Source organism: Arthrobacter sp. 2MCAF14 (assembly GCF_052115645.1).
In the GTDB taxonomy this organism is placed as follows: Bacteria; Actinomycetota; Actinomycetes; order Actinomycetales; family Micrococcaceae; genus Arthrobacter.
In genome coordinates this window covers 1-15,338 of record NZ_JBFRHB010000003.1, presented here as the reverse complement: position 1 = coordinate 15,338, position 15,338 = coordinate 1, and the positions used below count along the sequence as shown (strand labels likewise).

The window sequence follows — 15,338 nt, the reverse complement described above, 5'->3', positions numbered from 1 at the left end:
GGCCCATCGAAAGGCGTCAGCCACAGGGAGTCACTTGCGCCCTGCCGCCTACTCCCCCGGGAGACTACGGGCCAGGGCTAGCTGCTCCAGCCCGGGCGGACCAATCCGGATTCATAGGCCAGCACCACCAATTGCGCACGGTCCCGGACCAGCAGTTTGGTCATGATCCGTGAAACGTGCGTCTTCGCTGTCAGCGGGGTGATGAACAGCCGCTCGGCGATCTCTGCGTTGTTCAGGCCCTCGCCTACCAGCGCCAGGACTTCCCGTTCGCGCTCGGTGATTTGGCCCAGGGGCACTGTCTTCGACGCAGCTTTGCTGTGCAGGGCGAGCTGGGCCATGATGCGGCGTGTCACGGATGGCGAAAGGAGCGCGTCGCCGTCGTGCACTACCCGCACGGCGCGGATCAGTTCCTCCGGTTCGGTGTCCTTGACGAGGAAGCCGGCAGCACCCGCGCGCACGGCCTCGGCGATGTATTCGTCCAGCTCAAACGTGGTGAGGATGATGATGCGGGTGCGCGCGAGGCGGGGGTTGGCCAGGATTTGCCGCGTTGCGGCGAGCCCGTCGCCATCAGGCATGCGGATGTCCATGAGCACGACGTCGGGCGCCTCACGCTCGGCCAGCCTGACGGCATCCCGGCCGGTACCCGCTTCCGCTACCACTTCCATGTCCGGTTCAGCGTCCAGGAGCGCCCGGAATCCCGCCCGGATAAGGTTCTGGTCGTCGGCTAACAGCAAACGGATCATGGCTGGCGTTCTCCCTTGTTGGAGTTCAGAGGGAGGTTCGCTTCCACGCGCAGCCCGGGCTCCAGCGGCGTCAGGCCAAGCGTGCCACCAAGGGCCTCGACGCGCTCCCGCATGCCCCTCAGCCCGTTCCCGGCGGGAGCTCCCCGGAGGCCGCCGCCGTCGTCGTCGATCCTCACCCTGAGCGCATTCCCGGCCAATTCTAGAAGTACGACGGCGGACGCCGCGCCGGCGTGCCTGCGGACGTTGCTCAGGGCTTCCTGGACGATCCGGTAGGCGGCTTCCTGCTGCGCTGTGCCTGCCCGGTCCGCCTCTACCGAGTTTTCGAACCGCACCTCCAGGCCGCCTCGCCTCGCGTCGTCCACGAGTTCCGGGATCCGCCCCAGGCTTGGTGGCGCCGCGGGACTCAGCGGGGCGTCGTCGCGCAGCACACCGAGGAGCTGACGGACTTCGGCCAGGGATTCCTTGCTCGCTGCCTTGATGGCTTCCAGCGCCGGGCGGAGCTTCTCGGGATCGTTCGTTCCCAGATGGAGCGCCACGGAAGCCTGGACGTTGATCATCGACAGGGAGTGGGCCACCACATCGTGGATATCGCGGGCGAGCGTGAGACGGTACTCGTCCCGTTCGGCCTGTTTCGCGGCCTCCCGCCGTTGTCGGTATTCGGCCATCCGCTCGCCCCGCCGTCGGAAGCCTTCACCGATCAGGACAAGGATCGCCGCCCAGGCAACACCGGCAGAGGCCCGGACCAGCCCTGTCTCATCCCCTGCGAGGACAGCCATCAGAACGACGGCTGCAGCGCAAATCCCCGCCCCAAGCCAGGCCTGCCAGCGCAGCCCTGCGGCGGCGGTGAGGACGATCGAGAAAGCCAGGGACAGCACAATCGGACCCCAGGCGTAACCGAGGAGTAAATAGCTGGACGTGGCCGCGAGGGTGATCGGCAGCATGACCGCGGGCCTGCGGGTCCGGAAAGCCAAGGCCGCGGGGCCCGCCAACAGCAGCATGAAGGCGAGCGGGTCCAAGGGGCGCAGGGAAGCCTGATGGCTCGCCGAAAATACAGTCCCCAAGACCTGGATCAGGGCCACCGCGATCACGATGAAACTCGTGGGCGGACCCTGGAAACGCCGCTGCATGCTCCGAGCCTAGCCGCGGAGGGCGCCGACGTCGTCGGGTTAACGATGTAGGGCGCCTACTCCCGCGGGAGTAGGCGCCCTACACGGCGCTGGGGAGCACAATCAGGCGACGCCGGAGACGCTTCCGGCTGCCAATTGGCGTTCCGCGGCTTCGACCACGTTGGTCATGAGCAGCGCCACAGTCATGGGACCCACTCCGCCGGGGTTCGGCGATATCCAGCCCGCCACATCGGCAACGGCGGGATCGATGTCGCCGTGGACCTTGCTCTTGCCCGTCTCGGGGTCGGTTTCACGGGTGACACCGACGTCGAGCACGGCCGCGCCCGGCTTCACGTCCGCAGGCTTGACGATGTGCTTGGCACCCGCCGCGCCTACAATCACGTCCGCCTGCCGCAGCAGCTCCGAGAGGTTCTTGGTGCCGGTGTGCGTCAGCGTCACGGTGGCGTTCACGGCCCGCCGGGTGAGCAGCAGACCGATCGAGCGGCCAATCGTGACGCCGCGGCCGACAACCACAACGTGCTTGCCGGCGAGGCTATAGCCGTTGCGCTCCAGGAGCTCGATGACGCCGCGGGGTGTGCACGGCAGCGGCGAGGTGATCTCTCCGTTGACGTTGAGCACCAGCCGGCCCAGGTTGGTCGGGTGCAGGCCGTCGGCATCCTTGGCGGGGTCGATCCGCTCAAGGATGGCGTCGGTGTCCAGGTGCTTGGGCAGCGGAAGCTGCACGATGTAACCGTGGCAGGCGGGGTCCGCATTGAGTTCGTCGATGAGGGCCTCAACCTCGGCCTGGGTGGCATCCGCCGGAAGCTCACGCTGGATCGAGTTCATCCCGATCTCCACAGACTGCTTGTGCTTCATGGACACGTAAAGCTGCGAGGCAGGGTCCGCACCTACGAGCACAGTGGCAATGCCCGGAGTTACGCCGCGGGCCTTCAGGGCAGCGACACGCTCAGTCAGCTCAGACTTGATGGCGGCGGCGGCGGCTTTGCCGTCAAGGATCTTCGCGGTCTGCGCCATGGACGGGTTCACCACTGCTCGTGCTGCGGGTACAGCGGGAAGTCGGCGGCGAGCTTGTCGACGCGGGCCTGCAAGGCTTCGACGTCAGTAGCGGAGCCGGCCTTCAGCGCCGAAGCGATGATCTCGGCAACTTCGGTGAATTCGGTGGCACCGAAGCCGCGGGTAGCCAGGGCCGGCGTACCGATGCGCAGGCCGGAGGTGACCATCGGCGGGCGGGGGTCGAACGGAACGGCGTTGCGGTTGACGGTAATGCCCACCGAGTGCAGGAGGTCTTCGGCCTGCTGGCCGTCTAGCTGCGAGTTGCGCAGGTCCACGAGGACCAAGTGGACGTCGGTGCCGCCGGTCAGCACAGAAACGCCTGCTTCGGCGACATCGGCCTGGTTGAGGCGATCGGCAATGATCTTGGCACCTTCGAGGACGCGCTCCTGGCGCTCCTTGAACTCCTCGCCGGCAGCGATCTTGAAAGCAACGGCCTTTGCGGCGATCACGTGCATGAGCGGGCCGCCCTGCTGGCCCGGGAACACGTTGGAGTTGATTTTCTTCGCCCATTCCTGCTTAGCGAGGATCACGCCGGAACGGGGGCCGGCCAGCGTCTTGTGCACCGTAGAGGTAACGACGTCGGAGTGCGGCACCGGGCTCGGGTGCAGGCCTGCTGCGACAAGACCCGCAAAGTGGGCCATGTCCGTCCAGAGGAGCGCGCCAACCTCGTCGGCGATGGAACGGAAGGCTGCGAAGTCGAGGTGGCGCGGGTAAGCGGACCAGCCGGCGATGATGACCTGCGGCTTCTCGGCAATGGCCTGTTCGCGGAGCTTGTCCATGTCCACGCGGAAGTTGTCTTCTTCAACCTGGTAGGCAGCTACGTTGTAAAGCTTGCCGGAGAAGTTGAGCTTCATGCCGTGGGTCAGGTGGCCACCGTGGGCGAGGGAAAGGCCGAGGATCTTGTCACCAGGAGTGATCATGGCGGACAGGGCTGCGGCGTTGGCCTGCGCACCCGAGTGCGGCTGGACGTTGGCGTACTCAGCGCCGAAGAGCGCCTTCACGCGGTCGATGGCCAGTTGCTCGGCGATGTCCACGTATTCGCAGCCGCCGTAGTAGCGGCGGCCCGGGTAGCCTTCGGCGTACTTGTTGGTCAGGACCGAGCCCTGGGCCTCCATGACGGCGCGGGGCGCAAAGTTCTCGGAAGCGATCATTTCCAGGGTGCCGCGCTGGCGGCCGAGTTCCTGTTCCAGAACTGCTGCGATCTCGGGGTCGAGCTCGGAAAGCGGCTGGTTGCTGATGGTCGCGGAGGTGATGGTGGTGGTGGTCACGAAGATCTCCTGGATAGGCAACGGGTATTTCTACAGGTCAGGCTACCGGCTGGGTTTTTTCCATGCCTTTGATTACGGGGCATGGCACAGCGGCGGTAAAACGTGACCCTCGGCCCAGGCGTACGATCCGTGGTCTTCATCAATGCCGCTCCCTGGTGGTACACCACCCAACGCCAGTCGCGACGACTTAAACAGTACAACAGGTGCGCAACGGTAGGCTTTGCGTGTGACTGACTCCACCCTGCCTACGTCTTTTGTTGTAACCCTGTCCTGCCCGGACCGGCCCGGAATTGTGCACGCCGTTGCAGGCGCTTTGTTGGAGGCCGGCTGCAACATCGCCGATTCCCAGCAATACGGCAGCCCCAGCACGGGAAACTTCTTCATGCGAGTGGAAGCCACGACGTCCTCGACCCAGGCTGAACTGAGTTCGGCGCTGGCCCCGGTGGCCGAAGCATTCGGTATGAAGTGGCAGATCAACCCCGTGGGCCAGAAGGTCCGTACCCTGATCCTGGGATCAAAGGACGCACACTGCCTCAACGATCTGCTCTTCCAGCAACGCACTGGCACCCTCCCCATCGAGGTGCCGGCCATCGTGTCCAACCACCGGGACCTCGAAGGCCTGGCGGAGTTCTACGGGATCCCCTTCCACTACATCCCTGTCACTCCGGACACCAAGGCCCAGGCCGAGGCGAAGCTGCTCGAGCTCATCCACGAGCACGGCATCGAGCTGACCGTCCTGGCGCGCTACATGCAGGTCCTCTCCAGCGAGCTCTGCACCGAGCTCAACGGCAAGGCCATCAACATCCATCACTCCTTCCTGCCCTCCTTCAAGGGCGCCAAGCCCTACCACCAGGCGCATGCCCGGGGCGTGAAGATCATTGGCGCCACCGCCCATTACGTCACGGCGGACCTCGACGAGGGCCCGATCATCGAGCAGGAAGTCATCCGGGTGGACCACGCCCGCACCGCCGAGCAATTCGTGCAGATGGGCCGCGACGTCGAGGGCCGCACGCTGGCACAGGCGGTGCAGTGGCATGCCGAGCACCGCGTCCTGCTCGACGGCACCCGCACGGTGGTCTTCAACTAGCGCTCCCCCACCCAACTAGTCCCCACCGCCACCCTCGCCTCGCAAGCTCGGCCAGGGAACCCTGGCGGCGTGGGCCCACGCATTTGTTGTCGTTTTGAGGCGTCATAACGGCATCTACTGCTAGTTAGTTGGGTGTTCTACGCTGGGTCCATGGACGGGACCCGGAGGGCACTCAGCGACGAAACAGACAATCACGAAGCGAACCTGGCTGTTTACTACGACCGGCATGCCGCCTTCCAGAACACCCGCGCCATGACCCCGCGTCGGACGGAATGCCGCGATTGGTTCATTCGCCTGCTCAAGGAGGAACACAGGCACTCGCTGTTCGAACTAGGCTGCGGCACCGGCGTCGAAGGTTTGGAATTCGTGCGGGCGGGACTGCACTACACCGGCGTTGACCTGTCCGAGGAGAGCATCCACGTCGCCCGTGCCAAAGGGCTCGACGCCAGCGTTGCCAGCGGCCGGTCCCTGCCGTTCGCCGATGCCACTTTCCCGGCCGTGTGGACCATGAGCACCCTCCTGCACGTCCCCAACGCGGTAATCCACGACGTCGTCCGTGAACTCGTGCGGGTCAGCGCGGCTGGTGCGCCCATCGCCGTCGGGCTCTGGTCCGGTGACGATGAAGAAGTCCTCAACCCCGAGGACCAAGACGAGCCGCGGCGGTTCTTCAGCCGGCGGAGCGACGACACCGTGCGCCGCATCTTCGGTGCCTACGGCACGGTGGAACAATTTGAAACCTGGCCCGAGGGAACGGGTGTCGAGTCCGGACCCGGTGCTGGTCATTGGACCCAGCATTACCAGTTCCTGGTCCTCCGGACGCCTCCCGGCCCAACTGACTAGCAGCAGATGTCGTTATGAGGCGCCAAAACGACACCTACTGCGAGCCAGTTGGGTTGGGACCAGCGTGTTCTAGGCTTGCCCCATGGCTCCCATTTACACGTTCGCCGGGGATACTCCGGCCATCCATGACACCGCCTTCGTGGCACCCACCGCTTCCATCATCGGCAAGGCCACCCTCGGCGCGGGCTCCAGCGCCTTCTACGGCGTATCGGTCCGTGCCGACACCGCCGCAATCAGCGTCGGCGCCGGCTCGAACCTGCAGGACAATGTGGTCCTGCACGCCGACCCCGGTTTCCCCTGCACCGTCGGCGAGCGCGTGAGCGTCGGCCACAGCGCCGTCGTCCACGGATGCACTGTGGAGGACGACTGCCTTATCGGCATGAGCGCCACCATCCTGAACGGAGCCGTCATCGGTGCCGGTTCGCTGGTGGCCGCCGGCGCGGTCGTACTTGAGGGAACGGTCATCCCGCCGCGATCCTTGGTTGCCGGGGTGCCCGCCAAAGTGCGCCGCGAACTGAGCGAGGAAGAGCTCGACGGCGTGAAGCGCAACGCGGCCCACTACAGGGAGCTAGCGGCGGCGCACCGCGAGATGCACGCGCAAAGCTAGTCCAGGCTGATCGGACCCAGCTCGTCCAACAAGTCACCGGGACCGGGGTTGCCTGCCACGGACGAACCACCAAGATGGTTCACCACGCCCCACACAGCGTTGAGCCCCGTGGTGACGGCGCCTTCGGCCCAGCCTGCGGTGAACGAGACGTCGTCGCCGGCTAGGAAGATGCCCCGCTGGCTCTCCGGCAGCTTGTCCTGCTTGAAGTGCGTGAACAGTCGCTGCTGGTAGCGGTAGTGCCCGGGCAGGTTGGCCTTGAAGGCACCCATGAAGTTGGGGTCGGCCTCCCAGGAAACGGTGATGGGCTGGCCCACGATGTGGCTCGCAATGTCCACACCGGGGTAGATCTGCTCGAGGGAGTGGAGCATGAGCTTGACTCGCTCCTCGGCGCTGAGCGAGAGCCACTTCAGGGCGTCGTCGTTCCACGTGTAGGAAAGCAGGATGACGGCAGGCTTGTCCGGGCCGTCGTCAAGCAGGTACGTTGCCCGGTTGAGCCGGTCGGTCAGGGTCATGGACAACACTTCACGGCCCGTTTCGGGGTCGATGTCCTTCCAGAACGGCCGGTCAACCATCACGAAGGTCTTGGACGACTGCATGTAGTGCGAGCGCTCGATCGCTGTCCACAATTCCGAGGGGAACAACGACTCCTGGGTGTGGATGCGCGTTGACAGCAGCCAGGACTGGCAGGTGGTCACAACGGCGGGGTACCCGGTTTCGCGGCCCCAACGTTCGCGCACCATGAGTTGGCCCGAAGGGCCGTCAACACTGTCTCGCTCGATGCGGTCCACGGCTCCGCGGGGGGAACCGGAATGCAACGATGCCAGCGAGGTGCCCTCTGGCCAGTGAGCCATGCCCGACGGCGCGTGGTGCCAGAGTGCCTCGGGGAGCCGTTGCGCGCCCCCGGTGATGAGCCGGTGCTGGTCATCGGCGTCCGTATAGACGACGCGCAGGATTTCGAGGATGGAGTTGGGGAAGTCGGTGTCCCAACCACCGGTGCCGAAACCTACCTGCCCGAAGGCCTCGCGGTGCGCGAATCCGGCCTCCTTGAAGGACGTGCTTGCGGCGATGAAACCGTAGAAGGTCTGCTCATCCAGGAGCGGGAGCAGCTCGTTCCACAGCTCCTTGATTCGCTTGGTGTCGCGGGCCCGGATCGCCTCCTGCATTTCCTGGAACGCGGCGCCGTCATTCACTGCGGCCTTCCAGGCTGCGGCGACTTCGTGGAAGAACTCCGGCAGATCGGCAGAGGTGGCGGCGTAGTGCTTCTGCCCGGCCAACTCGATCACAGTGCTTGAGGTTGCAGGCGCAAGGGGGTTGGGGAATTCCTGGGTGTCCAGGCCGAGGAGATCCACGTAGTGGTAGAACGCCTTGCCTGAGACGGGGAATCGCATGCCGCCGAGGTCTGCCACCACTCCGGGAGCGGAGGGGAAGCTCGCGGTACGCAGCCGCCCGCCGATCTGGTCGGCCTCGTAGACCACGGGGCGCAGCCCGAGCTTCATGAGCTCGTAGGCCGTCACGAGTCCCGAGAGGCCGGCACCGATCACCGCGACCTCCGTGCCGTACAGCTCCGGCGGAACAACCGCCAGGCCGTTGGGGTGGGCCAGGTAGTGGTCGTAGCTGAACGGGAAGTCCGGGTTCAGCATGGTGATGGGAGCGTCGGCCGGCGTTGCTTGGGAAATTCCAGTGTGCCCCGCGCGGGGTGTGGGTTCCGTGGGCAATTCGGTGGCGATGGTCATGAAAGTTCTGCCTTCACAGTTTCCGGGTCAGCGACCCTTGCGGATAGTTCACGGTATTCCTGTTCGGTCAGGGCCGCTACCTTGGAGTTCCGGCGTCCATATCCGAAGTAGAGGGCGATCCCCACGAGCATCCAGCCGCCGAACACCACCCAGGTGTCGGCCCCCAGGTTGGCCATGAGGTAGGCGCACATCAACGTGCCCAGGACCGGGGTGATCGGGTAGAGCGGTACGCGGAAGCTGCGCTTGAGCTCGGGGCGGTTGCGCCGCAGGTAGATCACAGCGACGTTCACCAGCGCGAACGCGAAGAGGGTGCCGATGCTGGTGGCGTCGGCCAGCGCGCCGAGCGGGACGAGGCCCGCGGTGAGGGCGACAGCGGTGCCCACGATGAGCGTTCCGGCCACCGGGGTTCCGGTGCGCGGGGAGATCCGGCCGAAGACCTCCGGGACCAGTCCGTCGCGGGACATGGAGAGCAGAATGCGGGTCTGGCCATAGAGCACGGTCAGCACGATGCTGGCGATGGCGAGCACGGCTCCGATGGAGAAGACGAGCGCGATCCAGGGCTGGTGGGTGGTTTCCTCGAGGATCTGGACGAGGGCTGCTTCGGTGCCGCCGAACCATTCCCAGGGGCGGGCGCCGATGGCGGCCACGGCAACCAGGACGTAGATGCTGGTCACGATCACCATGGAGAGCAGGATGGCGCGGGGCAGGTCGCGCTTGGGGTTGCGGGCCTCTTCACCGGCTGTGGAAGCGGCATCGAAGCCGATGTAGGAAAAGAACACCCTGGATGCGGCGGCCGAAACACCCGCGGCGCCCATGGGCATGAGGGGTTCGAAGTTGCCGGCGTTGAACGCGGTGAACGCAACGGCGCAGAAGAAGAGCAGGATGACGATCTTGATGGTCACGATCACGGTGTTGATCCAGGCACTTTCCTTGGCACCTCGCACCAGCAGGACCATCGCGAGGACCACAATCAGCATGGCCGGGATGTTGACCACGCCGCCGCTCCCCGGCGGCTGGGACATCGCGTCCGGCAGGAACTGGCCGAACGCGGCGAGGGTTTCGTTCACGTATTGCCCGGCGCCGACGGCCACGGCAGCCACGGAGACCGCGTATTCGAGGACGAGGCACCAACCACAGATCCAGGCCATGCCCTCGCCCATCGTGGCGTAGGAGTAGGAGTAGCTGGACCCGGCAACGGGCACGAGGCCCGCCATTTCGGCGTAGGACACTGCGGAGAACAGTGCGGCCAAGCCCGCGACCACAAAGGAGATCCAGACTGCGGGACCGGCCAGCGGCACGGATTCGCCCAGGATCACCAGGATGCCGGTGCCCAAGGTCGCGCCGACACTGATCATCGTCAGTTGAAGGACACCGAAGCTGCGGACGAGCGGCGTACCGCTTTGGCTGCTTCCGGCTTCGCTGACCATCTGCCCGATCGGCTTGCGGCGCAGGAGCTGCGAACCGAGTCCCGGGCGGCGGGCGGCATTGCCGGCATCTGTATTCGTGGCGTGCGTTGGCTTGGTCTGGGTGGAGGTAGGCACAGTCACCGTTGACGTCCCTTCAGAGTAGTTGGCGGTTTCCCCTGACAACCGTAAGCCTGTGAGCCAGCTCTCACGGCGGTGCAAAATGACCTATAGTGATCAACCATGAGACGTATTGCACAATCAGAAACGACGCCGGAAGCGGCGCTTTCCGGGCAGGTCAGCGTTGACCTGTCTGCGATTTCAGACAACATCAAAGCACTCAAGAAGCGCACCGCCGCGCCGCATTTCATGGCCGTCGTCAAGGGGAACGGCTACGGTCACGGCCTCGTGGATGTGGCCCGGACGGCGGTGGCGGCAGGCGCTGATTGGCTGGGAACCGCCCAGTTGAGCGAAGCCATTGCACTTCGCCAGGCGGGCATCACCGTGCCGGTCCTGTCGTGGCTATATCTGGCATCCCAGACCAGCGCAACGATCCGTGAGGCACTCGAGTACGACGTCGACGTTTCGCTTGGGAGCGTCGGTCAACTTGAGGCTCTAGCAGGGATCGCGAGGCAATTGGGCCGCCCCGCCGTCGTGCACCTGGAGCTGGACAGCGGCCTCAGCCGCGGCGGTGCACGCAAGGAAGACTGGCCCGAACTCGTGGCCCGGGCTCACCAGGCCGAGGAGGACGGCACGGTGCTTGTCCGCGGCATCTGGACCCACTTGGCCTGGGCCGATGTACCCGCCCACCCTGGCAACGCCGCAGCCGTGGCGGAGTTCGAAGACGCCGTTCGCGAAGCCCGAGCTGCCGGCCTGGACCCGCAGCTGCGGCACGTGTCGAGCTCGGCAAACATCCTGGACCGGCCCGAATTCCACTTCGACATGGTCCGCGCCGGACTGGCGATCTACGGACTCGCCCCGGCGGACCATCTGGATCCCGCCGACTTTGGACTTCGCCCCGCCTTGAGCGTCACCGCGCCGCTCGTCATGGTCAAGAAAGTCCCGGCAGGGACTGGCGTCAGTTACGAACACCAGGCCATCACGCATGAGCCCCGCTATCTCGGCCTCATTCCCCTCGGCTACGCCGACGGCATCCCCAAAGGCATCAGCGGCAGGAGCCTGGTCCAGATCGCCGGCCGGAAAGTCCCCGTGATCGGCAAGGTGTGCATGGACCAGTTCATGGTGGACCTCGGCCCGGATGCGTCCGGAATCGAGGTCGGAGACACGGCGGTCCTGTTCGGCGATCCGGCCGGAGGGGCTGCGAGCGCCGACGATTGGGGCGCCGCTATCGGAAGCCACGGCGACGAGATCATCAACCGGATCGCACCGCGGCTCCCCCGCGTGTACGAGTCCAGTGCCTACGAGTGCCCCGATTACCAGGAGGCACCGAGCGATGTCGCCTGAGCCGACCCCAGGCCGCCTCAGTTTCGTCACGCTTGAGCAGTTCCTGAAGCAGCTGCCGCCAGAGTTGGAGATACTCCACGACGGCGGCAGCGGCGGGGAGCTGCTGCGCTGGGTTGAACCCAGCGAACTGGACGATCCCACCCCCTACCTGCCGGAGGGGGAGTTCCTGCTGACCGCGGGACTCCCTTTCCTGGGTGATGGCGGGTCCAGGGAAAACGTCGATGCGTACGTGAAGCGGCTGGTGGGGGCCAAGGTGGCGGCGCTGGGGTTCGGGATCAGGCCGTATTTCGACGCCGTCCCGGCCGAGCTGCTCAAGGCGTGCCGAGGGCACCAGCTCACCTTGATTGAGATCCCGGAGTCCATCCCGTTCGCCGCGATCGGGCTTGAGTTCTCCCAGCTCCTGGAATCGGATAACGCGAAGGTCTTCCGCCGGCTCGCAGACACCAACAGGCAACTCATGCGGGCAGTCCTCTCCCCTCGGCCGGAACACGAGCTGCTCGCCGCTTTGGTCCAAAAGGTGCCCGTCTGGGCACTTCTCGTCGGAGCGGACGGGCGGGTACGTGCGCGCGCCCACGCTGCCGGCGGCAGCACCGGCGTCGAGCATTCACTACTGGAGCCCATGCTGGAACGGCTCCTTTCGGGCAGCGGGCCGCGGGTTGAGGTGGACGGCTTTGAGCAGCCGGGATCGGCGATGGTTTTCGGCCACCCGTTGCGGAGCACCAAGGACGCCAATCTGGGCGCCCTGATCCTGGGCTCGGACGCTGCGCTGACTCCCGCCCAGAACAGCGTGGTGCAGTCGGTGGTGGGGCTGCTGGAGCTGCTCGTCCGCCAACGGACCAGCGGCTCGCTGGCGCCGAGCCAATTGGCGACGGCATTGTTGCTGCACCCTGAAAGCCTTGCCAACGGCGGAACACGGCACATCAACGGGCTCAAGGACCTCCTCGCCCAAAGCCTGTCCTCCACGCGATCCGCTCCCCTGCGCGTGGTCCAAGGAATCAAGGTGGACTCCCCCGTGTGGCCGGCCGGTGACAGCCCGGTGCGCGAGCTATTGCAGTGGCGGCGCCTCTTCGATACAAAACTGGTGGAAATCACCGATTACGGATTCGCCGCGATCACTCGTTTGAAGGTGGACGACGCGCTCCTGGCGGACGTCGAAAAGCTCGGCTGGCGGCTGGTCATCGGGGACCCGACGGAACTGACCGGGCTCGGCGCGGCACACCAGCGCGTGACGTCGCTCCGTTCACGGGTCCAGTCCAGCGGGCGGAGCGCCAGAGTTGACGAGGTGACCTGGTCCATCACCGGGCTCCTGGGACGCGAGGCCGGGTCCATGCTGGCCGCGAGGCTTCTTGAACCGGTGCTTGCCTTGGAAGCCGACCGGCGCGATCCCCTCTTGGCAGTGCTCCGGGGCTGGCTGAGCGAAAACGGCAGCTGGGACGCCTCCGCCAAACTGCTGGGGTTGCACCGCAACAGCGTGCGCCGCCAGATCGGACTGCTCGCCGAACTGCTCGACACCGACCTGAACCAGGCACAAGTGCGCGCGGAACTCTGGATCGCGCTGCAGTACACGGACGGGTTAGTGGGCGGAGGGGGCGCCTAGTTCTGGGCCGTGCCTAGCTGTCGTCCCGGCATTTGCTGGCGGCGGCACTTTCTACGTGTTGTGTTGCTTAAAACACCTAGACGGGGCCGCAGGCACACTGAGAAACGTCGATTTTGCACGTATTTTGGCCGGTTCCACCACTTAATTTCGCCGTTTGACCACTGAGACGGGGTTTTCCGGGCCTAGCATTCGCCTCATGACTCTCAGCGTTGCCAACGTCAACTACGCCTACAACTCCAGAACACAAGTGCTTCATGATGTCTCGTTCACGATCGCCGAGGACCAGGTCATGGGCCTCATTGGTCCCAACGGGTCCGGGAAGTCCACCCTGATAAAGGTCATCCTGGATCTGCTCCAACTTCAATGCGGCCGCGTCCGCATCGGGTCTGAAAGCAGTCAGAGCCGCAGCGCCACGATGTCTTCGATCTACCTATCCAGCAATGATTACCTCCCTGAGTTCCTCACAGGCGAGGAATACCTGCGCTTTATGCACGGCCTCTACCGAGAACCCATGGATCACGCGGCACTGAGGACTCAATTCGTCAGGTACTCCATGCGCGACAGGCACCGAGACTTGATCGAAGACTACTCGCACGGCATGAGGAAGAAATTGCAACTCATCGCCGCGTTCATGCTCCGACGAAGGTTTACCGTAATCGATGAAACCCTCAATGGCGTCGACATCGACGCCATCAACCTCTTTGAACGCGACATCCGGAAACTTGCCACAGAAGGCCGGTCAGTTCTGCTGTGCAGTCATGACGTCACCATGTTGGAACACGTCGCTGACGAGCTGGCGCTTCTCATCCAAGGGGCACTGGTGGTTCAGGCTCCGGTCCGGAAAATTATCCAAGATCACGGCACGATAGCTGACCTTGCCAACGAATTCATTCAAGCAATGGAACCATCATAAATGCGCCTCAAGAGCGTTGTCCTGCTGTTTCGACTGTTCTGGCTCTTCATCGTGAGACGCGTCCTGGGACGAGGACTGCTGGCCAGCCCGGCTGCTCGGCTTTCTGCCATTTTCCTACTCGTTGTCGCGTTCGCCGGATTCAACGCGTTGAGCTATGTGGTCATCCGCCAGTATCTCGGTAGAACCGGCCTACTTGAGCCTGTTCTTCAAGTAGCCAACGCATCCGTCGGATTCTGGGTACTTATTGCGTACACACTAATCCGGGTGCTGTTTATGAAGGCCGATGAGCTTCTAAGGCTCTCCTTCAATCTGCCGGTGACCAACAAGGAAAGGACCATGGCATTTGCGCTCTTTGAGTCGTCCCTCGTCCTCCTCGTGACCGTGTTCATTTTCGGTGCTTTCTCAATTTCAACCGTGCTGATCGAGGGGACAGATTACATTCCGAGGGTTCTGGCGTCCATCTGGTTCCCCGCTATTTCAACGTACCTGCTTCTGAGCCTCGGCTACTATCTGCTTGAACGTGCTCTACAGGCCCTCAGGATAGCTCGACTTCGTGGCCTGATAGTCCCGATGGTGCTTGCTTTCGGGCTGGCGGTCGCCTTTCCTCAAACCAACGAACAGGGCAGCCAGATCACCGAAAGCTACGTAAACGGGCGGGACTACTTCGCGCCTGCTTTGCTCTACGCAAAGCTGCAGGAAGACGTCGGGCTCTGGTTTTCCACTTTAGTGCTGCTTGCGACATCAGCAGCACTAATTCCAGCAATAGTGGCGGTCGCACCCAGGAACTACGTCCCAATGCCTCGCTTCTTCGTCTTCCTGCCTTCATGGTTGGCAGGGCGGAAGTTCGGCGTTTACATTCTGGTCTTGTTTCGGAGTTTCGAAACAATGGTGGCCGTCTCTTTTGTCATCGTCTATTCAGTCTTTACCTGGATCGAGCACTTGGTGTTGCCACCCTACGCGCTTGCCCTCATAACGTTTCAGGGAGTCTATGCATTTTCAAACTCGGAGCCCCTGCGACGCATGGTGACCTATCCGGGCAGCACCGCTGCGAACTACTTACGCCTCATAGGCTCGCAAGGCGTCCTCCTGATAACTGTGGGCATTCCAGTCATCGCAATTTCCTTGGCACAGGGAGTTGCCATCTAAGCGTGCCTGCCCGTGGCGGGATTCTGCTTGAGCAACGTTCTCATATCAACCTTGGTTGGCATCGCTTTCCCTCCCGAGAAAGGAAACCCATTCACTGTCATCATCGGGGTCCTGCTCACGGTGATAGTCGTCATGATTGTCTCACTTGGCTTGAACGTCTTTAACTTTGATCCAATGATCAGTGTGGGAATTTTCACCGCGCTTAACAGGCTCATCGCATTTGAGGGTGTAGCCGGGGTCTGAATCCGCCGGTCTCGAGGAGTGATCGGGCGATGTAGTTGGCAAGGTTCCGGAAGCCGAGGGCGGAGCCGCGGAGGTGTTCGAGCCTGCCATTGAGCGCTTCCGTGGGGCCGTTGC

14 protein-coding genes and 1 riboswitch are annotated in these 15,338 nt (G+C 64.1%); of the genes, 7 read left to right on the top strand and 7 right to left on the bottom strand.

The window, feature by feature from the left end:
- Positions 1–77: 77 nt before the first annotated feature.
- The 4 genes from AB4074_RS03685 to glyA all read right to left on the bottom strand — a co-directional run bounded on the left by AB4074_RS03685 (position 78) and on the right by glyA (position 4,191).
- Positions 78–743 (bottom strand): response regulator, encoded by a 666-nt coding sequence (locus AB4074_RS03685; protein ID WP_441412158.1) that lies wholly within the window; start codon positions 741–743, stop codon positions 78–80.
- A complete protein-coding gene (locus AB4074_RS03680) occupies positions 740–1,870 on the bottom strand; it encodes a sensor histidine kinase (RefSeq protein WP_441412157.1) in 1,131 nt (376 codons plus the stop codon). Before AB4074_RS03680 ends, AB4074_RS03685 begins: the two co-directional genes overlap by 4 nt.
- A 102-nt stretch (positions 1,871–1,972) precedes the next feature.
- Positions 1,973–2,884 carry a bifunctional methylenetetrahydrofolate dehydrogenase/methenyltetrahydrofolate cyclohydrolase gene (locus AB4074_RS03675; protein WP_441412156.1) on the bottom strand — a complete coding sequence of 304 codons (912 nt, stop codon included), beginning with the start codon at positions 2,882–2,884 and terminating at the stop codon, positions 1,973–1,975.
- An 8-nt stretch (positions 2,885–2,892) separates the two neighbouring features.
- On the bottom strand, positions 2,893–4,191 hold the full coding sequence (glyA, locus tag AB4074_RS03670; protein WP_441412155.1) for a serine hydroxymethyltransferase: 1,299 nt from the start codon (positions 4,189–4,191) through the stop codon (positions 2,893–2,895).
- 105 nt (positions 4,192–4,296) lie between these two features.
- Positions 4,297–4,382, bottom strand: a riboswitch (ZMP/ZTP riboswitch).
- Positions 4,383–4,417: 35 nt separating this feature from the next.
- Between glyA and purU the strand changes: the two genes are divergently transcribed.
- The 3 genes from purU (at position 4,418) to AB4074_RS03655 (ending at position 6,725) form a co-directional block, all read left to right on the top strand.
- The gene (gene purU, locus AB4074_RS03665) at positions 4,418–5,278 is read left to right on the top strand and encodes a formyltetrahydrofolate deformylase (RefSeq protein ID WP_441412154.1); all 861 of its coding nucleotides are present in this window, start codon (positions 4,418–4,420) and stop codon (positions 5,276–5,278) included.
- 150 nt (positions 5,279–5,428) lie between these two features.
- The gene (locus AB4074_RS03660; protein ID WP_441412153.1) at positions 5,429–6,118 is read left to right on the top strand and encodes a class I SAM-dependent methyltransferase; all 690 of its coding nucleotides are present in this window, start codon (positions 5,429–5,431) and stop codon (positions 6,116–6,118) included.
- 82 nt (positions 6,119–6,200) lie between these two features.
- Positions 6,201–6,725: a gamma carbonic anhydrase family protein gene (locus AB4074_RS03655; RefSeq protein ID WP_441412152.1), complete on the top strand. Its 525-nt coding sequence runs from the start codon at positions 6,201–6,203 to the stop codon at positions 6,723–6,725.
- Here the strand turns inward: AB4074_RS03655 and AB4074_RS03650 are convergent.
- Complete coding sequence (locus tag AB4074_RS03650) at positions 6,722–8,458, bottom strand: flavin monoamine oxidase family protein (RefSeq protein ID WP_441412151.1); 1,737 nt, start codon at positions 8,456–8,458, stop codon at positions 6,722–6,724. The two genes, AB4074_RS03655 and AB4074_RS03650, sit on opposite strands and share 4 nt — an antisense overlap.
- Positions 8,455–9,885: an amino acid permease gene (locus AB4074_RS03645; protein WP_441412283.1), complete on the bottom strand. Its 1,431-nt coding sequence runs from the start codon at positions 9,883–9,885 to the stop codon at positions 8,455–8,457. The genes AB4074_RS03650 and AB4074_RS03645 overlap by 4 nt, the downstream gene beginning before the upstream one ends.
- A 219-nt stretch (positions 9,886–10,104) precedes the next feature.
- On the opposite strand from AB4074_RS03645, the gene alr reads away from it, so the two are divergent.
- The 4 genes from alr to AB4074_RS03625 all read left to right on the top strand — a co-directional run bounded on the left by alr (position 10,105) and on the right by AB4074_RS03625 (position 14,981).
- Positions 10,105–11,325, top strand: coding sequence for an alanine racemase (alr, locus tag AB4074_RS03640; protein WP_441412150.1), 1,221 nt, complete (start codon positions 10,105–10,107; stop codon positions 11,323–11,325).
- Positions 11,315–12,922, top strand: a complete 1,608-nt coding sequence (locus tag AB4074_RS03635; RefSeq protein ID WP_441412149.1) for a PucR family transcriptional regulator — start codon at positions 11,315–11,317, stop codon at positions 12,920–12,922. Before alr ends, AB4074_RS03635 begins: the two co-directional genes overlap by 11 nt.
- Before the next feature lie 196 nt (positions 12,923–13,118).
- The gene (locus tag AB4074_RS03630) at positions 13,119–13,835 is read left to right on the top strand and encodes an ATP-binding cassette domain-containing protein (protein WP_441412148.1); all 717 of its coding nucleotides are present in this window, start codon (positions 13,119–13,121) and stop codon (positions 13,833–13,835) included.
- Positions 13,836–14,981 (top strand): hypothetical protein, encoded by a 1,146-nt coding sequence (locus AB4074_RS03625; protein ID WP_441412147.1) that lies wholly within the window; start codon positions 13,836–13,838, stop codon positions 14,979–14,981.
- Between the two features lie 211 nt (positions 14,982–15,192).
- On the opposite strand, the gene AB4074_RS03620 is transcribed toward AB4074_RS03625, so the two are convergent.
- On the bottom strand, positions 15,193–15,338 hold a 146-nt coding region (locus AB4074_RS03620), incomplete at its 5' end, for a transposase (protein WP_441412282.1).